This is a genomic window from Streptomyces sp. NPDC093065, assembly GCF_044754585.1.
In the GTDB taxonomy this organism is placed as follows: Bacteria; Actinomycetota; Actinomycetes; order Streptomycetales; family Streptomycetaceae; genus Streptomyces.
Map to the genome: position 1 here is coordinate 345,935 of NZ_JBIVPJ010000004.1, position 22,643 is coordinate 368,577.

The 22,643-nt window shown below is 72.7% G+C and carries 23 protein-coding genes and 1 pseudogene; 10 read left to right on the forward strand and 14 right to left on the reverse strand.

Going from position 1 to position 22,643, the window contains the following annotated elements:
* The first annotated feature begins 122 nt into the window (after positions 1–122).
* Positions 123–560 carry a hypothetical protein gene (locus tag ACIQFU_RS10040; RefSeq protein WP_402550381.1) on the forward strand — a complete coding sequence of 146 codons (438 nt, stop codon included), beginning with the start codon at positions 123–125 and terminating at the stop codon, positions 558–560.
* A 138-nt stretch (positions 561–698) separates the two neighbouring features.
* The gene (locus tag ACIQFU_RS10045; RefSeq protein WP_402550540.1) at positions 699–1,274 is read left to right on the forward strand and encodes a tellurite resistance TerB family protein; all 576 of its coding nucleotides are present in this window, start codon (positions 699–701) and stop codon (positions 1,272–1,274) included.
* Between the two features lie 7 nt (positions 1,275–1,281).
* On the opposite strand, the gene ACIQFU_RS10050 is transcribed toward ACIQFU_RS10045, so the two are convergent.
* Entirely contained in the window at positions 1,282–1,890 is a 609-nt protein-coding gene (locus ACIQFU_RS10050) for a CGNR zinc finger domain-containing protein (protein WP_402550382.1), read from the reverse strand.
* Positions 1,891–1,946: 56 nt separating this feature from the next.
* Here ACIQFU_RS10050 and ACIQFU_RS10055 point away from each other — a divergent pair, with 56 nt between their 5' ends.
* Positions 1,947–3,107 carry an MFS transporter gene (locus tag ACIQFU_RS10055; RefSeq protein WP_402550383.1) on the forward strand — a complete coding sequence of 387 codons (1,161 nt, stop codon included), beginning with the start codon at positions 1,947–1,949 and terminating at the stop codon, positions 3,105–3,107.
* Positions 3,108–3,140: 33 nt separating this feature from the next.
* A pseudogene (locus ACIQFU_RS10060) lies at positions 3,141–4,044 on the forward strand (aminoglycoside phosphotransferase family protein).
* Here ACIQFU_RS10060 and ACIQFU_RS10065 read toward each other — a convergent pair.
* Positions 4,041–5,519 (reverse strand): DUF6351 family protein, encoded by a 1,479-nt coding sequence (locus ACIQFU_RS10065; protein WP_402550384.1) that lies wholly within the window; start codon positions 5,517–5,519, stop codon positions 4,041–4,043. The pseudogene ACIQFU_RS10060 and the gene ACIQFU_RS10065 sit on opposite strands and share 4 nt — an antisense overlap.
* Positions 5,520–5,780: 261 nt before the next feature.
* On the opposite strand from ACIQFU_RS10065, the gene ACIQFU_RS10070 reads away from it, so the two are divergent.
* A complete protein-coding gene (locus ACIQFU_RS10070) occupies positions 5,781–6,998 on the forward strand; it encodes an alginate lyase family protein (RefSeq protein WP_402550385.1) in 1,218 nt (405 codons plus the stop codon).
* Between the two features lie 22 nt (positions 6,999–7,020).
* Here the strand turns inward: ACIQFU_RS10070 and paaE are convergent, their stop codons facing one another.
* From paaE to paaA, 5 genes are read right to left on the reverse strand one after another with little or no spacing between them, the layout of a single operon-like run.
* On the reverse strand, positions 7,021–8,127 hold the full coding sequence (gene paaE / locus ACIQFU_RS10075; protein WP_402550386.1) for a 1,2-phenylacetyl-CoA epoxidase subunit PaaE: 1,107 nt from the start codon (positions 8,125–8,127) through the stop codon (positions 7,021–7,023).
* Positions 8,127–8,642 carry a 1,2-phenylacetyl-CoA epoxidase subunit PaaD gene (paaD, locus tag ACIQFU_RS10080; RefSeq protein ID WP_402550387.1) on the reverse strand — a complete coding sequence of 172 codons (516 nt, stop codon included), beginning with the start codon at positions 8,640–8,642 and terminating at the stop codon, positions 8,127–8,129. Before paaD ends, paaE begins: the two co-directional genes overlap by 1 nt.
* On the reverse strand, positions 8,636–9,463 hold the full coding sequence (paaC, locus tag ACIQFU_RS10085) for a 1,2-phenylacetyl-CoA epoxidase subunit PaaC (RefSeq protein ID WP_402550388.1): 828 nt from the start codon (positions 9,461–9,463) through the stop codon (positions 8,636–8,638). Before paaC ends, paaD begins: the two co-directional genes overlap by 7 nt.
* 9 nt (positions 9,464–9,472) lie before the next feature.
* Positions 9,473–9,775 (reverse strand): 1,2-phenylacetyl-CoA epoxidase subunit PaaB, encoded by a 303-nt coding sequence (gene paaB, locus ACIQFU_RS10090; RefSeq protein ID WP_402550389.1) that lies wholly within the window; start codon positions 9,773–9,775, stop codon positions 9,473–9,475.
* Complete coding sequence (paaA, locus tag ACIQFU_RS10095) at positions 9,772–10,758, reverse strand: 1,2-phenylacetyl-CoA epoxidase subunit PaaA (protein WP_402550390.1); 987 nt, start codon at positions 10,756–10,758, stop codon at positions 9,772–9,774. Before paaA ends, paaB begins: the two co-directional genes overlap by 4 nt.
* 166 nt (positions 10,759–10,924) lie before the next feature.
* Here paaA and paaI point away from each other — a divergent pair, with 166 nt between their 5' ends.
* The 3 genes from paaI to ACIQFU_RS10110 all read left to right on the forward strand — a co-directional run bounded on the left by paaI (position 10,925) and on the right by ACIQFU_RS10110 (position 14,210).
* The gene (gene paaI, locus ACIQFU_RS10100; protein ID WP_402550391.1) at positions 10,925–11,458 is read left to right on the forward strand and encodes a hydroxyphenylacetyl-CoA thioesterase PaaI; all 534 of its coding nucleotides are present in this window, start codon (positions 10,925–10,927) and stop codon (positions 11,456–11,458) included.
* Positions 11,455–12,801, forward strand: a complete 1,347-nt coding sequence (gene paaK, locus ACIQFU_RS10105) for a phenylacetate--CoA ligase PaaK (protein WP_402550392.1) — start codon at positions 11,455–11,457, stop codon at positions 12,799–12,801. The genes paaI and paaK overlap by 4 nt, the downstream gene beginning before the upstream one ends.
* 110 nt (positions 12,802–12,911) lie before the next feature.
* Positions 12,912–14,210 (forward strand): flavin-containing monooxygenase, encoded by a 1,299-nt coding sequence (locus ACIQFU_RS10110; RefSeq protein ID WP_402550393.1) that lies wholly within the window; start codon positions 12,912–12,914, stop codon positions 14,208–14,210.
* A gap of 108 nt (positions 14,211–14,318) precedes the next feature.
* Here ACIQFU_RS10110 and ACIQFU_RS10115 read toward each other — a convergent pair whose 3' ends face one another.
* The 6 genes from ACIQFU_RS10115 to ACIQFU_RS10140 all read right to left on the reverse strand — a co-directional run bounded on the left by ACIQFU_RS10115 (position 14,319) and on the right by ACIQFU_RS10140 (position 19,549).
* Complete coding sequence (locus ACIQFU_RS10115) at positions 14,319–15,446, reverse strand: tryptophan dimethylallyltransferase family protein (RefSeq protein WP_402550394.1); 1,128 nt, start codon at positions 15,444–15,446, stop codon at positions 14,319–14,321.
* 210 nt (positions 15,447–15,656) lie between these two features.
* On the reverse strand, positions 15,657–17,006 hold the full coding sequence (locus tag ACIQFU_RS10120; RefSeq protein ID WP_402550395.1) for a cytochrome P450: 1,350 nt from the start codon (positions 17,004–17,006) through the stop codon (positions 15,657–15,659).
* 15 nt (positions 17,007–17,021) lie between these two features.
* Positions 17,022–17,615 carry an ATP/GTP-binding protein gene (locus ACIQFU_RS10125; RefSeq protein ID WP_061446450.1) on the reverse strand — a complete coding sequence of 198 codons (594 nt, stop codon included), beginning with the start codon at positions 17,613–17,615 and terminating at the stop codon, positions 17,022–17,024.
* Positions 17,590–17,967, reverse strand: a complete 378-nt coding sequence (locus tag ACIQFU_RS10130; protein ID WP_402550396.1) for a DUF742 domain-containing protein — start codon at positions 17,965–17,967, stop codon at positions 17,590–17,592. The genes ACIQFU_RS10125 and ACIQFU_RS10130 overlap by 26 nt, the downstream gene beginning before the upstream one ends.
* Positions 17,964–18,365 (reverse strand): roadblock/LC7 domain-containing protein, encoded by a 402-nt coding sequence (locus ACIQFU_RS10135; RefSeq protein ID WP_402550397.1) that lies wholly within the window; start codon positions 18,363–18,365, stop codon positions 17,964–17,966. Before ACIQFU_RS10135 ends, ACIQFU_RS10130 begins: the two co-directional genes overlap by 4 nt.
* Positions 18,362–19,549 (reverse strand): sensor histidine kinase, encoded by a 1,188-nt coding sequence (locus ACIQFU_RS10140; RefSeq protein ID WP_402550398.1) that lies wholly within the window; start codon positions 19,547–19,549, stop codon positions 18,362–18,364. The genes ACIQFU_RS10135 and ACIQFU_RS10140 overlap by 4 nt, the downstream gene beginning before the upstream one ends.
* 331 nt (positions 19,550–19,880) lie before the next feature.
* Between ACIQFU_RS10140 and ACIQFU_RS10145 the strand changes: the two genes are divergently transcribed.
* Both ACIQFU_RS10145 and ACIQFU_RS10150 read left to right on the forward strand, forming a co-directional pair.
* On the forward strand, positions 19,881–20,633 hold the full coding sequence (locus ACIQFU_RS10145) for a sulfite exporter TauE/SafE family protein (protein WP_402550399.1): 753 nt from the start codon (positions 19,881–19,883) through the stop codon (positions 20,631–20,633).
* 170 nt (positions 20,634–20,803) lie between these two features.
* Positions 20,804–21,532 carry a S1 family peptidase gene (locus tag ACIQFU_RS10150; protein WP_402550400.1) on the forward strand — a complete coding sequence of 243 codons (729 nt, stop codon included), beginning with the start codon at positions 20,804–20,806 and terminating at the stop codon, positions 21,530–21,532.
* A 39-nt stretch (positions 21,533–21,571) separates the two neighbouring features.
* On the opposite strand, the gene ACIQFU_RS10155 is transcribed toward ACIQFU_RS10150, so the two are convergent.
* Positions 21,572–22,642 (reverse strand): SCO7460 family lipoprotein, encoded by a 1,071-nt coding sequence (locus ACIQFU_RS10155; RefSeq protein ID WP_402550401.1) that lies wholly within the window; start codon positions 22,640–22,642, stop codon positions 21,572–21,574.
* Position 22,643 lies beyond the last annotated feature (1 nt).

Consider the following 22,643-nt stretch of genomic DNA (forward strand, 5'->3'; position numbering starts at 1 on the left):
AAGCAGGGTCGGGGACCGCGGTGGGTGACCGCAACGGATTTGTTCTCAAGACGTAGGACGGCGAACCGGGGGCATACGGATGGCCCGAGGCCCTCTCCCCCGCCGACTTACGGGAGTTCCCTGTGACGCCGAGCCTGCGCACCGCGCGCGCGTGCCGTGCCGCCGCCGTACTCCTTCTCGCCGCCGCCGGGTACGCGGCCGCCCACCATCCCTGGCTCGCCCTGCCCGGCCTGTACGCCGCCGCCGTGTTCGCCTGGTGCGCCGCGCGTGAGAGTGCCCTGCACCGGCGCGCCCTCGCCCTGGCACTGCGGGCCGAGCACCTCGCCCGTCCCCGCCCGCGCCGGCGGCTCGGTGCGGGTCTCGAACCGTGCTGCGCGTTCTGGCGGCACTCCTACGGCGCCGTGCACGGCCCGGAGTGCACCGGCCCCGCCGTCCGCGTCCCCGTCCACGACGACTGCTGCGAGCGGTGGTGGACCTCTGTGGGCACACGGCACGACGCGTCCTGCCGCCGGCACACCGGCGCCCCGGACCAGGACCGGGCCCGTCCGGCGCCCCAGTAGCGGCGGACCGCCAAGCCGCTTTGCCTTTTCTTTGCCTTTCGGGAACCCGCTGGTTCCCGGGTGCGTTCATCGTGGTGACCGCGGGAGATCGCGGCCGAGGACAGACCGATACCAGCGACAGAAGCCGGGGTGGCACGAGTGGCGATGTGGGACAAGATCAAGGACCAGGCCAAGACCTTCCAGCAGTCCCAGGGCACTCGGGGAGGGGGCGGCTCCGGACAGGGGCCGCACGGACCTCTGGGGGGCGGCAGGCCGGGCTCGTCCTCCGGCGGTTCCAGGGCCCAGCTGATCGGGATGTTCAAGTCCCAGCTCGCCTCGGCCAAGAACGAACTCAAGAGCGGCGCCTACCGGGACGCCAGCATGGCCATGTGCGCGCTGGTCGCCGCCGCGGACGGACGGGTGGAGCCGTCGGAGCGGCAGCGCGTGGAGGAGCTGATCGTCTCCAACGAGGTCCTGCAGAACTTCCCGGCGGACCAGCTCCGCCAGCGGTTCAACCAGCACGTGGACCGGCTCCTCGGCAACTTCGAGCAGGGCAGGGCCGAGGCGCTGCAGGTGATCGCCAAGGCCGCCAAGAAGCCCGCGGAGGCCCGTGCGGTCGTCCAGACCGGCATGGTCGTCGCCGGGGCCGACGGCTCCTTCGAGCAGTCCGAGCAGTACGCGGTCCGCGAGGCGTGCACGGCGCTCGGAATCCCGTCCTCGGAGTTCGGCGTCTGAGTACCCGTCAGCCTCGGCGCCGGTGCGCCGCGACGCGCTCGCGGGTCGCGCAGCGGCGTGAGCAGTAGCGGCGCTCCGGACCGCTGCCCTGGCTGATGAAGACGTTGCGGCAGGCACCGGACGCACAGCACCTGCCGGGTGGGCGCTGGCGGTCCCAGACCAGGACGGCCAGCGCCATGCAGGACGAGGCCAGGAACCATTCCGGCCACGGCGCGTCGTCACCGCCGTCGAGGTGGGGGTGCCAGGGCGTCCCGCCCTTGTGGGACGTCAGCCGGAGCGCCCCCGTGTGCGCCTCGAGGAGGCGGTTCAGGACGTGCGCGGCGGCGTCTGCGGAGTCCGCCGCGAAGACCTCCCGCAGCAGGACGGCTGCCGCGCGCATCCCGTCGACATCCGTGGAGGTGAGGGCGACGGGACCGCTCTCGCCGTATGCGCGCAGCACGTCGGCGACCGCGTCGGGCTCGGGGGCGGAGCCGGGGCCGGGAGGGCCGCCCGAGAGCACGTTGACGAGGGCGGCGGTGCGCCGCGCCGTGGACAGCACGGAGTGCCTGGTGGACCAGTCGCCTTCGGGAGGATCGGCGGAGCCGGGAGCAGTGGGAGGAGCGGCACGAGAGGGCATCGGCCGAATGTAACGCATATTGCGGAGTTTTGAGTTACCTCCGTAACGTCGGCCCGGTGCCGAAGCCTTACTCCGTACGCTCCTACCTGGCCGGGGCCATGGCGGCGCGCGCCGGCGACGAGATGTCGGGTCCCGCGCTGCTGCTGGCCGGGCTCGCCCTCACCGGATCGGCGACGGGCGCGTCGTCGCTGCTCGCGGGCATCACGGTCGCCGCCGCGGCCGGTGGACCGGTGCTCGGGGCCCTCTTGGACCGTGCGGTGCAGCCGGGCCGCCTCCTGGCCTGCGCGCTCGCGCTGTACGCGGCGGGTCTGACCGCGATCCTCGCGGGGCTCGGCCGCCTTCCGACGGCCTGCACCGTGCTGCTCGCGGTGGTCACGGGGCTGCTCGGTCCGGCGCTGTCGGGCGGCTGGACCGCGCAGCTCCCCCGGGTGGCGGCGAAGGAGCGGCTGTCCAGGGCCAACGCGCTGGACGCGATGACCTTCGGCGCGGCGAGCCTGGCGGGTCCGGCTCTCGCGGGCGGCGCGGCCGAGGCGCTGGGTGCCTCCACGGGGGTCGTGGTCGCCGCGGCACTGGTCGCCGCAGCCGTGCCGGTCGCGTGGCGGCTGCCCGCGCGCACCGGCACGGCCCCGCAGCGACGGCAGGCACCCGTGGCCGTCGCTCTCGCCGCCGGGTTCCGCGTCATCGTCCGGCGCCCGCCGCTGGCACGGGCGACCCTCGTCTCGGTCGTCTGCTGCGCGGCGCAGGGCATGCTGACGGCCTGCGTCCCGCTGCTGGGCGCGCGGGTTCTCGGCGGGGCCGGGCGCGGAGCCCTGCTGTTCGCCTGCGCGGCGGTCTCGTCCCTGGCGGCCAACGCGGTCCTCGCGCGGCATCCGCGCGCCGTCGCCCCGGACACGATCGTCCGGCTCGCGGCGCTGGTCCAGGCCGCGGCACTGGCCCTGGCGGCGACGGGCCGGCCGGCCGCGCTCCTCGTGGCCGCACTCGTCCTCGGCATCGGCGAGGGTCCGCAGCTCACCGCGCTCTTCGCGGTGCGCCACCGGGAGTCCCCCGAGCACCTGCGCGGCCAGATCTTCACCACCGGGGCGAGCCTCAAGATCACCGCCTTCGCCCTGGGGGCGGCCGTCGCGGGGCCCCTGGCCACGTGGTCGCTGCCGGGCGCTCTGCTGACGGCGGCGGGCACGGCGGCGGGAGCGGCGCTCGTCGGCCGGGAAAGCGGTTGACGGCCGTGCGCGTCGAAGGGTCGGATGAGGCCCATGAGTTCAGGGCAGGGGCGCCGGGGCCCGTACGACCTCGACGACCGTCTCGTACGGCGGCTGCTGGAAGGCCGGTTCCCGCACTGGGCGGGGCTGCCCCTGAGGCGCCACCCCTCCGGCGGCACGGTCAACGCGATGTACCGGCTGGGCGAGGACATGGTCGTCCGGCTGCCGCTGGTCGGGGGCGGCGTGGCGGACGTGGCGACGGAGCGGGAGTGGCTGCCCCGGCTGTCGCCCCTGCTGCCCACCGCCGTGCCCGAGGTGCTCGGGGAAGGCGAGCCGGCCGAGGGCTACCCGTGGCCCTGGTCGGTCTACCGGTGGCTGCCCGGCGAGATCCCCGAGGCCGGGGGGGCTGACGGATCCGGTGTCGCTGGCGGAGGATCTGGCCGGGTTCGTGACGGCGATGCGGAGCATCACCCTGCCTCACGCGCCGAAGGCGTACCGGGGCGGGCCGCTCGCCACGCTCGACGAGTCGACGCGGGCCGCGCTCGGCGAACTGCGCGCCCTGCCCGGGGAGGGCGTCGACTGCGACGCGCTGACCGAGGTGTGGCAGGACGCGCTGGACTCCCCGGCCTGGGACGGGCCGCCCCGCTGGCTGCACGCGGACCTGATGCCGGGCAACCTGCTGGTGACCGGCGGCAGACTCACCGGGGTGATCGACTTCGGGTGCATGGGCGTGGGCGATCCGGCCTGCGACCTCTTCCCGGCGTGGAACCTGTTGCCGGCCGGCGCGAGGGAGGTCTTCCGGGAGGCACTCGGCGTGGACGCGGCGACCTGGCGGCGCGGCCGGGGCCGCACCCTCTCCCAGGCGCTGATCGCCCTGCCGCACTACCGGAGGACCAACCCCGCGATGGCCGGAAACGCCCGTCATGTGATCCGGGCGGTGCTGGCGGAGAGAGGCTAGGGCGCGATCCCGACGCCCTCGATCCTGCTCCACGCCCTCTCCTGCGCGGCCGTCATGGCGGGCCAGGTGAGGCCGCCCGGCCGGGGCCGCACCCGGGAGGCGTACGGCGAGGGGTGGAAGCCGGGGTCGTAGAAGCAGCCGTCGCCGTAGGTCGCGTCGAAGGTGTCGCAGGAGGCGGCGATCGAACGCGGGCTCGGCTTGCGGCCGGTGCGGGCCCAGGTGTCCAGCGCCGAGAGGGAGTTGGCGTACTCGGAGTCGCTCAGCGCGCTGTGCTCGTGCTCGTCCGTGAACGTCTGGACGAGGTTCCCGTCCCGGCCGGCCCCCCGGAGTGTGGCCCGGTAGGCCGCCTCGTGCTCCACGAAGGCCGTCGGGTCGTCGATGGCGTGCAGGGTGAGGACGGGGAGGGAGACCCTGCCGGTGAGGTCGCTGTCCAAGGACAGGTCCCGGCGTGCGGTGCGGTCGGCCGAGAAGCGCTCGACACCGGCGTTGAGCGCCTTGTCGTCGTGCGAACCCGTGTAGCGCACCCCCCGGTTGCTCCAGGGGTTCCGGCCGTCGAGCCGGTCGGTCACGATGTCCCGGAAGGTGAAGGTGGCGAACCGCAGATGCGACTCCAGGGTGCGCTCCGGGATGCCGGTGACGGCGAGGATGTCGTCGAGGTTGCGCTGCTGCAGCGCGGTGCGGTCCGCCGGGTCGGAGGCGTAGCCCGTGCACTCCTGGAGGCGCGAGCGCAGCCCGGCGGTCGTCATGGTGGAGCCGGGGCGCAGGCCCTGCCACAACGGGTACTGCGGCTCGGTCGGGCGCGGGTGGTTGTGGCAGTAGTACTGGTAGACCACCCGCAGGTCCACGCGGTAGTCGTAGCCACGCGAGCCGCCGCCGAGGACGCCGCTGGTCAGGAGCACCCCGTCGTAGGCGCCGGGCCGCCGGCCGTAGGTCTCGGCGACCTTGGCGGCGACGTTCCCGCCCCAGGACTGGCCGTGCAGGTAGGTGTGTTCCGGCCGGCCGAAACGGTCGGTGAACAGGCGGCGTACGTTCTCGGTGTCCGCCGCCGCCATGCGGGCCCCGTAGCCGCCGCGCCGGTAGGAGGAGCCGGCCCAGGCGTATCCCTGGTCGACCATCACCGCCCAGCGTTCCAGGTCCTCGGTGCTGCGGGACGGGTCGGAGGCGTCGCCGAGGTCGGGGCCGCCGTGCGCGTGCACGACGAGGGATCCGTTCCAGCGGTGGGGCACGGCCATCGTGTAGAAGGCGCCGTCGGCGTCCTGGCCGGTGTAGCAGGTGGCCTTGTCCGCGAGGGCGGGCGGGCAGTCGGCGGCCACCGGCCGCCCGCCCGCGGGCTGTTCCGCGCTCCGCGCGGGAGCGGCGGAGACATTGCCTGCGGTGCCGAGGAGGACGGCGGCGAGCACGGCGGCCACCACCGCCGGGCGGCTTCTGCGGCGGGCGGGCCCGGCGTCGTGCGCGGGAGCGTGGAGTGTGGGCAAGGTGCGGCTCCTGTACGTGCTCTGCTGCTGGGGAACGGCGCGAAGTTGCGCTGCGAGCAGGGATGTTAGGAACACGACGGAGCCGGAGCCACCCCTTCCGCCGTTGCGTTCATAGTGTTCGCCCGCCTCCGCCGGGCCGGACGCTCCCGCATTCCTGCGTGGCCTCTTGACGCCCCATTGGTCTCTACCTATCGTCACGGCCCAGTCGAACGTTCAGAAAGACATTCAGCGTTCACATACACGAACGGATGGACCCCCCACATGTCCTCTGCTCCCACGCGCAGTCACCGCAGATCCCGCACCGCGCTCCTCGCGGCCCTCACCGCCGCCCTCGTCGGCACCCTGCTCGCCGGCCCGGGCTCGACCGCTCCCCGCGCGGACGCCGCACCGGCCGCATTCACGCACCCCGGGGTCACCGTCTCCCGGGGCCAGCTCGACTTCGTCCGCGCCGAGGTCCAGGCCGGGGCCCAGCCCTGGAAGGGCGCCTTCGACCAGATGATGGCGAGCCGGTACGCCGACCTGAACCGCACACCGAAGCCGCGCGCGGTGGTCGAGTGCGGCTCCTACTCCAACCCCAACTACGGCTGCACCGACGAGCGCGAGGACGCGATCGCGGCCTACACCAACGCGCTGGCCTGGTACGTCACCCGTGACGAGCGCTACGCCCGCAAGTCCATCGAGCTGATGGACGCCTGGTCCGCCGTGATCCGCGACCACACCAACAGCAACGCGCCGCTGCAGACCGGCTGGGCGGGCTCCTCGTGGCCCAGGGCCGCCGAGATCATCAAGTACACGTACGGCGGCACCTGGGCGAACTCGGGCCGCTTCGCCACCATGCTCCGCGACGTCTATCTGCCCAAGATCATCAACGGCTCCAACTCCAACGGCAACTGGGAGCTGACGATGATGGAGGCGGCCGTCGGCATCTCCGTCTTCCTGGAGGACAAGGCGTCCTACGACAAGGCGATGGGCAAGTTCCGCACCCGCACGGCCGCGTACGTCTACCTGGAGTCCGACGGCGCCCTGCCCAGGACGGTGCCGAGCCAGAACCTCAACACCCGGGACAAGATCGTCGGTTACTGGCAGGGCCAGTCCACCTTCGTCACCGGCCTCACCCAGGAGACCTGCCGGGACTTCACCCACACCGGATACGGCATCTCGTCCATCTCGCACGTCGCCGAGACCAGCCGGATCCAGGGCCAGGACCTCTACGGCACCGACGTCGGCGAGCGGCTGCGGCAGGCGCTCGGCTTCCAGGCGAAGTACCAGCAGGGCGCGGGTGCGCCGAGCTGGCTGTGCGGGGGACGGCTCAACCTCGGCCTGGGACCGGTGACCGAGGTCGGCTACAACGCCATGCACAACCGCCTCGGCTTCGCCATGACCAACACCCAGGCCCTCACCGAGCGCACCCGCCCCTCCGGCACGAACAACCTCTTCGTCGCCTGGGAGACCCTCACCCACGGCGACAACCCCGCCTGAGGGCGCGCGGGCCGCGCCGGGGTCAGCTGTCGTAGTCCACGGTCAGCTTCTCGGAGACCGGGTACGACTGGCAGGTCAGGACGTAGCCCGCGTCGACCTCCGCCGCCTCGAGCGCGTAGTTGCGGCGCATGTCGACACTGCCGTCGGTGACCAGGGCCCGGCAGGTTCCGCAGACCCCGCCCTTGCAGGCGAAGGGCAGGTCGGGGCGGGTCTGCTGGGCCCCGTCGAGGATCGACCGCTCGCGGGAGAGCGGGGAGGTCGTGGAGCGGCCGTCCAGGGTGACGGTGACCTCGCTGACGGGCCCCTCGGGGCCGCTCTCCTCGTGGCGGACCTCCCGGACGGGCTCGTCGTCGGCGTAGAACAGCTCCCGGTGGACGCGCTCCGCCGGGACGCCGAGGCCGGCCAGGACCTGCTGGGCGTCGGCGACCATGCCCTGCGGGCCGCACAGCCACCAGTGGTCCGCGCGCTCCACGTCCAGCAGGGAGCCGATGAGCGCCGAGAGCCGTCCGGCGTCCAGGCGACCGGAGAGCACCTCGGCCTCGCGGGGCTCGCGGGAGAGCACGTGGGCGAGGTGGAAGCGGGTCGGGTGGAGGTCCTTCAGGTCGGCCAGCTCGTCGGCGAACATCACCGTGTCCGTGCGGCGGTTGCCGTAGAAGAGGGTGACGGTGGAGCGGTCGTCGGCGGCGAGCACCGACTCGGCGATGGAGACCATCGGGGTGATGCCCGAGCCGGCCGCGATCAGCACGTGGTGGCCGGGGGAGGTCAGGTCGGGAGTGAAGAGGCCGGTGGGAGCCATCACCTCCACGGTGTCGCCCGGCCGCACGTCCTCGACCAGCCACGCCGAGAACAGTCCGCCGGGCACCACCCGCACCCCGATGCGCGGCGCCGCACCGGCCGGTGCGCAGATCGAGTAGGAGCGGCGCTCGTCCCGGCCGTCCACCTCGCGCCGCAGGGTGAGCGACTGTCCGGGCGCGAAGGCGAACTCCCCGGCCAGCTCGTCGGGGATCTCGAAGCTCACGGCCGCGGCGTCCGCGCACAGCCGCTCGACGGCGGCGACGCGCAGGGTGTGGAAGGCGGGCCGGCGGCGGGTGCGGACGGGGGCCGCCGGGACGGGGGCGGTCGGGGCCATCAGATCTCCTTGACGTACTCGAACGGCTCGCGGCAGGCCCGGCAGCGCCACAGCGCCTTGCAGGACGTGGCGGCGAAGCGGGAGGTCTCCTCGGTGTCCGCCGACCCGCAGCGGGGGCAGGGCACCGCAGGCCGGGTGGGCGACAGGACCAGGGAGACCGGACCGCTGGGTGCGGCTCCGGGCGGGGCGATGCCGTGCTCCGCGAGCTTCAGGCGGCCGGACTCGGTGATCCAGTCGCTGGTCCAGGGCGGGTCCAGGACGGTGCGGATCTCCACGCGCGGGTACCCCGCCTCGCGCAGCCGCGCGGCGACGTCCGCCCGCATCTCCGCCATGGCGGGGCAGCCCGAGTAGGTGGGGGTCAGGCTCGCGACCACGGTGCCGTCCCCCGAGACCTCGACGTCGCGCAGGACGCCGAGGTCGGCGAGGGTCAGCATGGGCAGCTCGGGGTCGGGCACCTGCTCGGCCACGTGCCGGGCGCGGCGGGCGTCCAGGAGTGCGGGGCCCCGGCTCACCATGTCGCCCCCGGGTGGGCTCGGGCGACGCCCTGCAGCTCGGTCAGGAGCGGCGCGAGGTGCTCGGTGTGCTCACCGGCGCGGCCCGAGCCGGGCAGTGGACGGTACACGGGCAGGGTCAGTCCGGCCGCCTCCGTGACCTGGCGCAGGTCGTCGGCGACCTCGTCCCGCACGTCGTACGCCGTGTGCAGCTCGCCCAGATAGGGGGCGACCTCGTCCAGAGCGGCGCGCGTCCGGCGGTGCGACTCGTCCGTCCCGTCACCCAGCCGCACGCACCACTCGGCGGCGTACTGCCGGTGGTACGTCAGCTCCTTGACGCCCTTGGCGGCGACCGCCGCGAGCACCGGGTCCGGGTGGGCCTTCAGCCGCCGGAAGTGGGCCAGGCGCCAGCTGGACAGCACCAGCAGCCGCACGACCGCGAACGCGAAGTCTCCGCCCGGCGGTTCGGCCAGGCGGACGTTGCGGAAGTCGCCGGCGTCGCGGAAGTAGGCGTAGGCGTCCTCGTCGCGGCCGGTGCCGTCGGCCTGGCCCGCGCGGGAGTACAGCAGGCGGGCCTGACCGAGCAGGTCGAGGCCGATGTTGGCCAGCGCCACCTCCTCCTCCAGCTCCGGCGCCCGGGTGACCCACTCGGCCAGCCGCTGGGCACTCACCAGGGCGTCGTCGGCCAGCGCCACGCACTCGGCGGCCAGTTCACCGGCGTCGACGCCCTCGGGCACGGTGGTGTCGACGCCGTGCAGCGGGTCCTCGAAGCCGGTGCCGTAGGCCCAGCGGGTGTCGTCCTCGTGCCCCTCGGCCAGGGTGAGGTAGACGTGGTCGTCGCTCATGCCCTGCTCCTAGATGTGGGGGACGTCGTCGGGAATGTCGTAGAAGGTCGGGTGGCGGTAGACCTTGTCGGCGCTGGGCGCGAAGAAGGGGTCCTTCTCGTCGCGGGTGGAGGCGGCGATGTGCTCGGAGCGCACCACCCAGATGCTCACGCCCTCGTTGCGCCGGGTGTAGAGGTCGCGGGCGTGGGTGAGGGCCATGGCGTCGTCGGCGGCGTGCAGCGAGCCGACGTGGACGTGGTTGAGACCGCGCTTGCCGCGTACGAAGACCTCGTACAGCGGCCAGCCCTGCTTCCCGGACTGCACGGCGCTCATGCCGCCGCTCCCTTCTTCGCGCGGGCGGCCTGCTTGGCGGCGTGGGCGGTGGCCGCCTCGCGCACCCAGGCGCCCTCCTCGTGGGCGGTGCGCCGCCGCTCCATCCGCCGGTCGTTGCAGGGCCCGTCGCCCTTGATGACGCGCATCAGCTCGTCCCAGTCGGGGGTGCCGAAGTCGTGGTGACCGCTCTCCTCGTTCCAGCGCAGCTCGGGGTCGGGCAGCGTGACGCCCAGCTTCTCGGCCTGCGGGACGGTCATGTCGACGAAGCGCCGGCGCAGCTCGTCGTTGCTGTGCCGCTTGATCTTCCAGGCCATCGACCGCGCCGAGTTGGGTGAGGCGTCGTCGGGCGGGCCGAACATCATCAGGGACGGCCACCACCAGCGGTTCACCGCGTCCTGGACCATCTCGCGCTGGGCGGCGGTGCCGCGCATCATCGTCATCAGCAGCTCGTAGCCCTGCCGCTGGTGGAAGGACTCCTCCTTGCAGATGCGCACCATCGCGCGCGCGTAGGGTCCGTAGGAGCTGCGGCACAGCGGCACCTGGTTGCAGATCGCGGCGCCGTCCACGAACCAGCCGATCACGCCGACGTCGGCGAAGCCGAGGGTCGGGTAGTTGAAGATCGACGAGTACTTCTGGCGGCCCTCGATCAGCCGCTGGGTGAGGTCCTCGCGGTCCGCCCCGAGGGTCTCGGCGGCCGAGTACAGGTACAGGCCGTGGCCGGCCTCGTCCTGGACCTTGGCGAAGAGGATCGCCTTGCGCCGCAGGGACGGCGCCCGGGTGATCCACTCGCCCTCGGGCTGCATGCCGATGATCTCCGAGTGCGCGTGCTGGGCGATCTGCCGGATCAGCGTCCTGCGGTAGCCGTCGGGCATCCAGTCCCGCGGCTCGACGCGCTGGTCGCGCGCGATCGTCGCGTCGAAGTGCTCCTGGAGTCCGTCCGGCGCGTCCGGGGGCGGCGCCTCGGCGGCGTGTGTCGTGGTCATCGTCACCAGCTTCCCAACCGACCATTCGTTCGGTATCAGTGTGACGTGTTTCCGCGCGCCGGGCAAGAGCCGGGCCGCCACCGGTCGCACTCTTGACAGCGCCGCCGCGTGGCTGGATTACTTGGCCTTGCCGCGCGCTAACCGAATGGTCGGTCGGGAGACAGGGATGGTGGGTACGGTGTCGCAGTCCACTGAGCAGACGCCCACGGAGGCGATGTTCTGCGCGGACGAGGCCTCACGGGGGCTCGGCATCGAGCTGATGGAGCACGGCGAGGGAACCGCCGTGCTCCGCATGACCGTGACCCCGGCGATGGTGAACGGGCACCGGATCGCCCACGGCGGCTTCCTCTTCCTGCTCGCCGACACCGCGTTCGCCTGCGCCTGCAACAGCCACGGCCCGGTGACCGTGGCGGCCGGCGCCGACATCGTCTTCGTCGCCCCCGCGCGCGAGGGCGACGTGCTCGTGGCCCGCGCCGAGGAGCGCGCCCGCTACGGGCGCAGCGGGATCTACGACGTGAGCGTGCGGCGCGGCGAGGAGCTGATCGCGGAGTTCCGCGGGCGCAGCCGCAGCGCGCGCGACGACGCGCCGCGGCCGGCGACGACTTCGCCCGCTGCGCCCGTGGACAGCGGAGGCGGCCGCGGCACCGGGGACGACACCGCGCGCGAGACGCCGGGCACGACGACGAAGGAGTCGCGATGAGAGTTGAGCCGACGACCGGGGCGGCCCCGGCACCCCGACCGGGCGAGCCACTCCCCCACGACCTGCTGGACGACGCCGAGCGCCTGTCCCGTGAGCAGCTCCGCGAGCTCCAGCTGGACCGGCTGCGCGCGACCCTGCGCCACGCCTACGACAACGTGGAGCTGTACCGCAAGAAGTTCGACGCCGCCGGAGTGAGCCCCGACGACTGCCGCAGCCTGGCGGACCTGTCCCGGTTCCCCTTCACCACCAAGGCGGACCTGCGGGACACCTACCCCTTCGGCATGTTCGCCGTGCCGATGTCCGAGGTGCGGCGCGTGCACGCCTCCAGCGGCACCACCGGCCGCGCCACCGTCGTCGGCTACACGGACGACGACCTGTCCATGTGGGCGGACGTCATAGCCCGTTCGATCCGCGCCGCCGGCGGCCGCCCCGGCCACAAGGTGCACATCTCCTACGGCTACGGCCTGTTCACCGGCGGCCTCGGCGCGCACTACGGCGCCGAACGCGCCGGCTGCACGGTGATCCCCGCGTCCGGCGGCATGACGGCACGTCAGGTGCAGATCATCCAGGACTTCCGTCCCGAGATCATCATGGTCACCCCGTCCTACATGCTCACCCTGCTCGACGAGTTCGAGCGGCAGGGCGTCGACCCGCGCAGCACCTCCCTCGAGGTCGGCATCTTCGGCGCCGAGCCGTGGACCGAGGAGATGCGGCGCGAGATCGAGGAGCGCATGGACATCCACGCCGTCGACATCTACGGCCTGTCCGAGGTGATCGGCCCCGGCGTTGCGCAGGAGTGCGTCGAGACCAAGGACGGGCTGCACGTCTGGGAGGACCACTTCTACCCCGAGGTGGTGGACCCGCTCACGGATGCCGTGTTGGCCGAGGGGGAGGAGGGCGAGGTCGTCTTCACCTCCCTCACCAAGGAGGCGCTCCCGGTCATCCGTTACCGCACGCGCGACCTGACCCGGCTGCTGCCCGGCACCGCGCGTCCCGCCTTCCGCCGGATGCAGAAGGTCACCGGCCGCTGCGACGACATGATCATCCTGCGCGGGGTGAACGTCTTCCCCACCCAGGTCGAGGAGATCGTGCTGCGCACGCCCGGCGTCGCCCCGCACTTCCAGATCCGGCTCACCGAACGCGGCCGCATGGACCACATGACCGTACGGGTCGAGGCCCGGCCCGACGCCGGACCCGAGCAGCGCGAGGCCGCCGCGGGGGCGATCGCCCAGGGCGTCAAGGACGGCGTGGGCGTCACCGTCGAGGTGGAGGTCGTCGAGCCGGAGACCCTGGAGCGCTCGCTCGGCAAGATCCGCCGGGTGTGGGACCTGCGGGGTACGTGAAACGTGATCACCGACACGTCTGTTCCTCGGTCGCTCCGGTGTGCGTGAAGACACGGATGGGCAGTAAGTGCGTGATCGGGGGAGGTTGAGTAGATCCTGGGGGACATCTCGTGCGTGTGTGTGTGATCGGTGCGGGCCTGTCGGGGCTCGCGGTGGGCCACGCCCTGAAGGAGCGCGGCATCTCCTTCGTCTGCCTGGAGAAGGCGGACGACGTCGGCGGGATCTGGCGCCGGCCCGGTGCCGGCGAGCGGGGCCCGGGCTACCAGACCCTGCACCTGAACACCGCCAAGCAGCTGACGGGTTACGCGGACTTCCCGATGCCCTCCTCGTACCCGCTCTATCCGCGGCACGACCAGGTCGCCGCCTACCTGCGGTCCTTCGCCGAGTGGGCGGGCCTGCTCGGCCACGTCGAGCCGCGGACCGAGGTGGTGTCCGTGCGCCGGGACCCGGACGGCATGTGGACCGTCGTCAGCCGGGGCGCGGACGGCGCGCAGGCCTCGCGGCGGTTCGAGCAGGTGGTCGTCGCTTCGGGCCACCACACCGACCCGGCCCTGCCCGATCCCCTTCCGGCCGGTGCCGACTCCTTCGCCGGAACGATTCTTCACTCCCTCGACTACCGCGACGGCGGCGACTTCGCCGGCCGGCGCGTCGTCGTCGTGGGTCTCGGCGCCTCCGCGGTGGACATCGCGGCGGACCTCTCCCGGCACGCGGAGCGCACCCTGCTGTCCGTGCGCCGGGGACTGCACATCGTGCCCAAGCAGCTTTTCGGCATGTCGGTCGACGAGATCGCCGAAGCCCCGTGGTGGAACGAGATGTCCTTCGCCGAGCGGCGCCAGTGGGTGGAGCAGGCCCTGCTGGTGGCGCGCGGCAGGCTCTCGGACTACGGCCTGCCCGAGCCCGACCACCCGGTCTTCTCCTCCGCGACGACCCTCTCGGACGAGATCCTCAGCCGGATCCGGCACGGGGCGGTGACCCCGAAGCCCGCGATCGCCTCGTTCGACGGCGACCGGGTCGTGTTCACCGACGGCAGTGCGGAGACCGCCGACGCGGTCGTCTACTGCACCGGCTTCCACATGACCTTCCCGTTCCTGCCCGCCGGCTGCCCGGTGGCGGCGGACGGCTCGGTGGAGCTGTACCGACGGGTCGTCCCGGCGGACCGGCCCGGTCTGTACTTCGTCGGACTGGTGCGGCCGGTGGGCGCGATCACCCGCCTGGTGGAGGCCCAGGCCCAGTGGGTGGCCCGGATCGTCGACGGCGTCGCCGCACTGCCCCCGGTCCAGGAGATGCGTGAGGAGATCGGCGCGTACCTCACCGGCATCGTCCAGCGCTACGGCCGGACGGAGGGTGCCTCGATCCAGGTCGACGTGGGCCCGTACCTGGCCGAGTTCCGGGAGTCGCTGCCCGTGTAAGTGTCCCGCCGGGCGCCTCGCGCAGTCCGCGACGGCGCCCGGCCACGACCGTGACCAGGGGCTCCCGGTGGATCGCACCGGGAGCCCTGTCGTGTGCGGACGGTCCGGTCAGGGCACCGGCAGCGGTTGGCGGGCGGTCTCCACGGCCGGCGGCCGCACCGCGTACGCCTCCGAGGAGAGGTACGCCGTCACGCGCGGCGGCTGGTCCCGCTGGTGGGCCAGGGCCAGGTAGGCGATCAGGCCCACCCCGTCCTCGGGCCGCCGCTCGGTGAGGGCCGCCAGGGCGCGGTCGAGCACGGAGGCGTCCATGCCGTGGTGGCGCAGCACTCTCGACGCCCGGGCCAGGGCCTCCCCGTCGTGCCGGACGTAGTCCCTGACCGGGATGTGCAGGGTGAACCCGCTCGGCCGTGCGGTGCCGGTGTCGGTGAAGGAGTGGCAGGACAGGCCGGGCCGCCCGCCGAGCCCCGTCGCGTCCGGGCCCAGTCCCGCCGCCGTGCGGAAGAATCCCTCGACCGCCGCGGGCCCGGGACCCGAGTCCATCCGGGACAGGCGCCCGGCCTGGCCGGCGGTGAGGTTGTCGTGCCGCACGTAGACCTTCGCGCGGGGCTCCGCCCAGTCCCCGAGGTCCAGGGCGAGGAACGGGTGTCCGGCGCCCCGGGGCAGGCTGTCGAAGGCCTGCCGGTGCCCGAGCCGGTGCAGGGCCTCGCGCACCGTCGCGGCGGAACGTTCCTTCCCGCCTGCCGCCGGGTTCAGATAGACCTTGACCCCGGGTACGCCGCCGGGCCTCAGCTCCAGAGCGCACCACAGGGCGAGGGGGCCCTGCGGAGCGGCCGGCAGGAACAGGTCGCGGAGTTCGTCGAGCACGTCGGTGGCGAAGTGCCAGCGCCGCGCCATGGTCCGGATCGCCTCGAGTCCGACCCGGCCGTTGTGAGCCAGGCTGTCTGCGCCGCAGCCCGGTTCCACGAGCACCCGCATGGAGGGTGCCGCGTCCGGTCGGAAGGAGAGGGAGAACTCCACGGGGGTGTGGTCGTCGGACAGGAAGGTGCGGGTGGGCGGCGGCAGGCTCAGCGGCCGGTCGGCCACCCCGCCCAGTGACTCGGTCAGGACCTGTGCGTAGGTCTCGACATCGGCCCGGGACAGGCCGGCGACCGCCCCGAGTCTTCGCAGTTGACCACCCGTGAGGGAACCGAGCGTCGGTGTCCGCCGCGGGCCCGTGCCCGTCGGTGCGGCGGTCACCGGCGGCCCGTCCCCGGCCTGAGCCGCACAAAGCGATACCCGCCTCGGGGGGCGGGTATCAGGGGGTCCGGCGCCGGGAATGCGGCGTTCGTGGATATGTGGTCCACGACACCTCCTTTGACTCGTAAGCAACGTGAGTACCGCGTTGCTCACTACCCGTGCCGTTCAATCTTCATGCGAATGGGGCGGGTTGGGGAGGTGTTGCGCAGATCACCGTGTGAGCCAGTTGAGGAACTGGCTCCACATGCCCTTGTGTTCGGCCGGGCGGGCCTCGTTCGCCGTCTTCTCCCGCTCGGCCGCCGCGGCGGCCTGTCCCGGTTCGGCACGCCGTGCGGGGCGCATCGGGGTGAACTTGGCCGGCAGCGTGGCCAGCGCCCGGTTGAAGGGCCCCGGACGCCACGTCAGGCTGTCCTCGGGAACGGCGAGTTCGACGTCGGGCAGCTCGTTGAGCAGGTGCTCGACGGCCGTGACGGTGATGTGCCGGGCCGGTTCCTTGGACGGGCAGGCGTGCGGGCCCGCGCTCCAGGCGAGGTGCGCCCGGTTGCTGCCCGCCTGGCGGGACGCCCTGAGGGTGGGGCCGGTGTTGGCCGCGGCGAAGCTGACCAGCACGAGGTCGCCCGCCTGCAGCTGCTGTCCGGCCAGTTCGGTGTCGGCGGCCGGGTAGTGCGGGGCGTAGTTGGCCATGGGCGGGTTCTCCCACAGCGTGTCGTCGAGCGCCTCGTCGATCAGACCGCCCTCTCGCGCGTACCGCTCGTGGGTGAGCAGCCGGTGCAGGGTGTTGCCGAGGAGGTTGCGCAGGGGCTCGGCTCCCGCGCCGAGCAGCAGGGCCAGCTGGTGGACCATCTCCTCGTCGTCGAGGGCGGCCTCGTGCCGCATCAGCCAGGAGGTGACGTCGTCGCCGGGCTTGCGCCGCTTGAGCGCGACCAGCTCCCCCACCGCCTGGAAGAGGACCGCGGTGGCCTTCTCGGCGTTGACGCCGTCGAACATGCCGGAGATGCCGAACAGCACGCGGTCGCCGATGTCGGCGGGGCAGCCGAAGAGTTCGTTGAACACGAACAGCGGGAGCTGCTTGGCGTAGTCCCCGAGCAGGTCGGCCGAACCGCGGGCGGCGAACTGGGAGATGAGGTAGCCCGAGATCTGCTCGGTGCTGCGGCTCAGCCGGCGGGTGTCCACCCGCGCCATGCTGTCGGTGACCGCCTGGCGCAGCCTGAGGTGGTCGGCTCCGTCGGCGAACATGCAGTTGGGCCGGTGGGCCAGGAGCGGCGCCACCGGGCTGTCCGGGCTGACCTTGCCCTCGTTGAAGGCCCGCCAGCGGCGCGCGTCCTTGCGGAAGGTGCCGGAGTCCTGCAGCAGTTGGAGTGCTGCCGCGTAGTCCGTGACGAGGGTCGCCTCGACCCCCGGGGCGAGTTCGACGGGGGCCGCGGCCCCGTAGTGGCGCAGGTAGTCGTAGTACGCCTGCGGGTCGGCGGCGAACTCCGGCCCGTGCAGCGGCACCCGGGCACCGGAGCCGTGGGCCGGGCAGCCGGGCGGCGGCACCGGGGCGGTGTCGTGGGCGTTCATGTCTGCTCCCAGCTCCTAGCGGGTGCGGTCCAGCAAGTAGCGGACGAGGGTGGTCAGTGCGGCGGCCGAGGACTTCTCGTCGCGGGCGTCGCAGGTGACGACGGGGGTGTCATCGAGCAGGTCGAGCGCCTCGCGCAGCGCCCGCTCGTCGCGCAGCGGTGTGCCGTCGAAGTGGTTGACGGCGATGGCGTAGTCGAGCCCGTAGTGCTCGATGAGGTCGATCACGGGGAAGGAGTCCGCCAGCCGCTCGGGGTCGACCAGGACCAGGGCGCCGAGCGCGCCGCGGGCCATGTCCTCCCACATCTGCACGAAGCGCTGCTGGCCGGGGGTGCCGAAGAGGTAGAGCACGACGCGGTCGCTGATGGTCAGGCGGCCGAAGTCCATGGCGACCGTGGTGGTGGTCTTGCCCTGGACGCCCTTGAGGTCGTCGACCGGCTCGGCGGCCTGCGTCATCGTCTCCTCGGTGGACAGCGGCTCGATCTCGGAGATGGAGCCGATGAGGGTGGTCTTGCCCACCGCGAAGTGGCCGACGACGAGGATCTTGACCGCCGTCTGGGTCGCTCCCTCGCGTACGTAGTCGCGCTCACCCAAACTTGGCGCGGAGCCCATTGAGCACCTCCTCCAGGATCTCTCGGTCCGCGAGGCGGGCGCGGGCCACCGGCGGACGGGTCGTGAGGTGCCCGCCCTCCATCAGGGAGGCCAGCAGGATGCGTACGACGCCCAGCGGGAAGTGGGTGTGTCCGGCGATCTCGGCGACCGAGAGGTAGCCGGCGGAGCAGAGGTCGAGCAGGCTCTGCTCCTCGGGGGACAGCCGGGCCGGCCGCTGCTGCGGGTCGGCGGAGGCGGTGACCAGGGTGATGAGGGAGAGGTCGTCCTCGTCGGGCAGGCCGCGCCCCTTGGTGATGACGTACGGCCGTACTAATTCCGGCGCCTCGGGCTGCCAGCCGTCGTGGCCGGTCACGAGCGGGCGCCCAGGTTCTCGCGAGGCGGTGTCGTCAGCCGCTTGCCGAGCTGGGCGACGAGTTGCTGCATCCGGAAGGTGATGTCGGCCATGTCCACCTCCGGGGACGCGGAGACACCGAGGTAGGCGCCCTCGCCGGCGGAGATCAGGAAGACCCAGCCACCGTCGAACTCGACCAGGGTCTGCCGCCAGGTGTGGCCGGGGTCCTCACAGAAGAAGGCGAGGGTGCGGCTGAGCGACTGCACGCCGCTCATCGCCGCGGCGACCCGGTCGGCGTCGTCCTTGTCGAAGTCCTGCGTCCGGGCCATCAGCAGGCCGTCGGCGGATATCAGGACCGCGTGCAGGGCGCCTGGAATCTCCAGGGCGCTGTCGAGCATCCATGACAGATCGTCGTTCACGAGACCTCATGTCCTTCGCTGCTTGCACCAGGTGTTTCGCTCGTCCGGCCGGCGTCGTCCGGGCTGCCCGGCTCGGTGCCCCGGCCGGACTGCGTTCCGCGCTGGAAGGCACCCATGACCTGTGCCTGTTCGGAGTCCGAGCGGCCCGCCGCGCGCGGGGTGGACGCGCTGCCGGGCACGATGGCCATCGGCCGCTTGCGGCGGCGCCGGGGCAGGCCGTCGCCGGTCTCGGAGGAGGCGAGCGCGGCCTCCGGCCCGCCGTCCGGGACCGGCCGGGCCGTACCGCGGGCGGCCGGGGCGGGGGCGGGAGCCTTCTTCTCCGGCATCGCGGTGAGCAGTTCGTGCGGCAGCAGGACCACCGCCCGTACACCTCCGTAGGGGGAGGAGGAGTCCACCGACACCTCGAAACCGAATCGTTCGCACAGCAGGCCGATGACGGCGAAACCGAACTGCGGCGGGTTGCCGAGCCCCGCCACACCCGAGGCGCGCTCGGTGGCGAGCAGTTTGTCGGCGCGGGCCCGCTCCTCGTCGCTCATGCCGACACCGGCGTCGTCGACCACGACGCAGATGCCCTTGGGCACCGTCCGGATGTTGATCTCGACGACGGTGTCCGGGCTGGAGTAGCTGGTGGCGTTGTCGAGCAGTTCGGCGAGGGCCAGGGCGACGGGCTCGACGGCCCGGCTGGTGATGCCGAAGTCGACCTGGGAGAGGATGTCCACCCGGCGGAAGTGCCGGATGCGTCCCTGGGCGCTGCGCACCACGTCGTAGACCGATGCGGTGTCGCGCCGTCCGCCGAGCCAGCCGTCGCACAGCACGGCGATGGACTGGGCCCGCCGGCCGAACTGCGAGTTGGTGTGGTCGATCTCCAGCAGGTCCTGGAGGAGGGCCGAGTCGCCGTACTTGGTCTGCAGCCGGGAGAGCACCAGCTGCTGCTCCGCGGCGAGGCCCTGAAGGGTCCGCATGGCGGACTTCAGCACCGTCTTCGTCTCGTCCTCGGCCCGCTCCTGGGCGGCCTGCACGGACTTCCCGTAATCGCTTTCCAGCTCGGTGTAGTGATCCCTGAGCCCCTGGATCTGCTGCCGCAACGCCCGTGCCGCCCTGCGCTGGCGGTTGATGAGCACGGCGGCGGCGACGAGGGCGACGAGGGCGACCCAGAGCAAGGGGTTCCCTGTGTATTCCGTCATAAGACTCTCTTCAGGCGACTGACAGCCGGCTTGCTGAATTCCCGTCCGTGCGGGCGGTCCGGTGGACTGCCCGCACCGGGGCAGCTGTCCGGGCTGCCCTTTACGTCGGGGATGCCGTCTTTCACCCATCCGCCCGCTCCGCAAACGCGGTGATCGTATCACCGCATGATCAGGTGAATTGACGTCAAGAAGTGCCCGAACAGGACCGGTTGGGACCGGCAAACACGTGGATCGGACCGGTGGGTACAGTCGGCCACGTGAAAGATGCACAAGACACCTTCCGGCCGAGTACGGGGTCGGCTCGGGGCGGCACGGGGTGACACCGGAGGCCATGGCCGCGGTGTTCGCGGCCGGCGTGGGGGCCGGCGCCATCAACAGCGTCGTCGGCTCCGGCACCCTGATCACCTTTCCCGTGCTGCTGGCCACGGGGCTCGCGCCGGTCACCGCCACCGTCTCCAACGCGCTCGGCCTGATTCCCGGCTCCATCAGCGGGGCCATCGGCTACCGAGAGGAGCTGCGCGGGCAGCGCCGGCGCGTCCTGAAACTGGGCTGCGGAGCGCTGCTGGGCGGCCTCGCGGGCGCCACACTCCTGCTGATGCTGCCCGCCGACGCCTTCGAGACGATCGTGCCGGTCCTGGTGGGCCTGGCCCTGCTGCTGGTGGCGTTCCAGCCGCAGATCGGCAGGCTGGTCCAGCGCCGCCGGGCCCGCACCGGCACTTCGCCCCGCCGGGACGGCGGTCCGCTGCTCCTGATCGGCCTGACGCTGGCCAGCGTCTACGGCGGCTACTTCACCGCCGCCCAGGGGATCATCTACCTGTCCCTGATGGGCATGCTCCTGGACGAACCCCTGCAACGTCTCAACGGCGTCAAGAACGTCCTCTCCGCCCTCGTCAACACCGTCGCCGCGGTCTTCTTCCTCTTCGCCGCGGACTTCGAGTGGGCCGCCGTCGGGCTCCTCGCGGTCGGCTCGGGCCTCGGCGGTTACGTCGGCGCCAAGGTGGGCCGCCGCTTCAGCCCCGCGGTCCTGCGGACACTGGTCGTCACGGTCGGCACCGTCGCCCTCGTACAACTGCTGCTCCGCTAGGACCTGTTCGCTCCACGGAACACCGCGGTACGACCGGCCGGCCCCGCCCCGGGCATAACACGACGTTATGCGAAGCCGGGATTGTTCGGCCGGGCACCGGGCCCGACATGCTGTGGGCGCCCCCCCACATCATCACGCCTCCAGACGCGTGTCGTCGGAATCGAGGAGCCTTGCGAACAACGAGACTCGTCCCCGCCGTGCTGGCCGCTCTCGTGGCCGCGCTGCTGTCCGCCCTGGCGCTCGCCCCCACCGCCTCGGCGGTGGAACCCCGGCCCGGTGACGGCGGCCCCCAGCCGATCATCGGCGGCGGCTACGCGCAGAACGCGCCCTGGGCGGCCAGGCTGTTCTCCAACGGCGCCCAGACCTGCACCTCGACCATCATCTCCCCCACCTGGATCCTCACCGCCAAGCACTGCGTCAGCGGCGGCAACGTCGCCTTCCGCATCGGCAGTCTCGACCAGGGCTCCGGCGGCACGGTCGCCAATGGCGTACAGACCGTCACCAGCCCCTCGGCGGACCTCGCGCTGGTCCGGCTCGACCGCTCCGTCTCCGCGACCTACGCACAGCTCGGCCGGCCCGGCACGGTGCGGGTCGGCCAGACCGTGCAGGTCTACGGCTGGGGGGCGACCTCCCGGTGCGGCTCGGAGATCAACTGCCAGTCCCAGTACCTCAAGGTCGCCGACGTGAGCGTCACCCAGGGCTGTTACGACGCCTACTACGGCCAGGCGATATGCGCCCGTCCCATAAACGGCATCACCGCGGGCGGCGACTCCGGCGGCCCGATGACGGCCGGCGGCGTCCAGGTGGGTGTCGCCTCGACCAGCGACCGGCAGTCCACCACGGCGTACACCAACGTGACCGCCTACCGCTCCTGGATCCAGTCGGTGGCGGGCGTCTGACGCCTCCCGCCCTGCGGCGCCGGTCCTGCGCCCACCCCCTCACCGCGGAGGCAGGCGCAGGACCCCGTGCTCGTCCCTGATGTCCGTGAGCACCCGGACGACCTCGGCGTCGCGGCCCCTGGGATCCGAGGTGACCAGAGCCGCCAGGTCCCCGAGGCACTGCTTGCCGTCGGCGGGCGGCCGTTCGCAGAACAGCACGTACCCGCGGATACGGCGGATGGTCCCCGGCTCCAGTCGCCACACCCCCATGCCCGCCCCGCCGCTCGTCACGGCGTCCGGGTACGTGGCGCGCAGCGCTGACAGGACCGACGCGTCGATCCGCCGGGAGAAGGCCTGCCTCTCCTCGAAGGGCGAGACGATCCGCAGGCCGGCCGAGGCGGTGTCGACGGTGCGGTCCGCGTCCCTGCCGACCGGGTAGGACGCCACGTAGTAGGGATCGTGCGCCAGGGCGGCGAGCCGGGGGCCATGGGTGAACCGCAGGACGGCGGGCAACGTGCTCTTCGCCGCCGGGAGGTCCCGCGCCGTGCCCGGGGCCGCGATGTCGACGGTGACCCACGTCGGCGCCGCACTGGGATCCCGCTCCGCGCGGGCGGTGACCCAGCGCTGCACGCAGGCACCGACGCGGGCCAGGACGTCGTCCACCGTCTGCTCGGTCAACCGTGCCTCGATCCACGGGGCCGTCAGCCTCTCGTCCGTGGCGAGGACCGGATGCCCGCAGCCGTCGAAGGCGTCGCGCATCGCGCGCAGCTGTCCGGCCTCCCGCCTGGCCCGGTCCACCGCCTTGCGCAGGGCGTCCGTGCAGTCGGGGGCGCCGTCGCAGCGGTCCTTCGCAGCGTCCACCCGGAACCTGACGGCCGCGTCCGGGTCGTCGGCGACCGACAGGGTGACCTCCGAGCCGGTGGTCTCCGGGAACAGGATCCGGGCGTCGACGACCTCGAGTTCCCCGGGGTACGACTCCTCGGCGAGTTCCCGGGCCCGCCGTACGTCGTCGTCGGTGTCGAACGCCGAGCAGCCGGTGACGAGCAGCCCCACCAGCACGGCGACGAGCCCGCCGCCGACGCGTCCCGTCCGCCGCCGTCCGCTCCCCCGCTCAAGGCACCGACGCCCCATG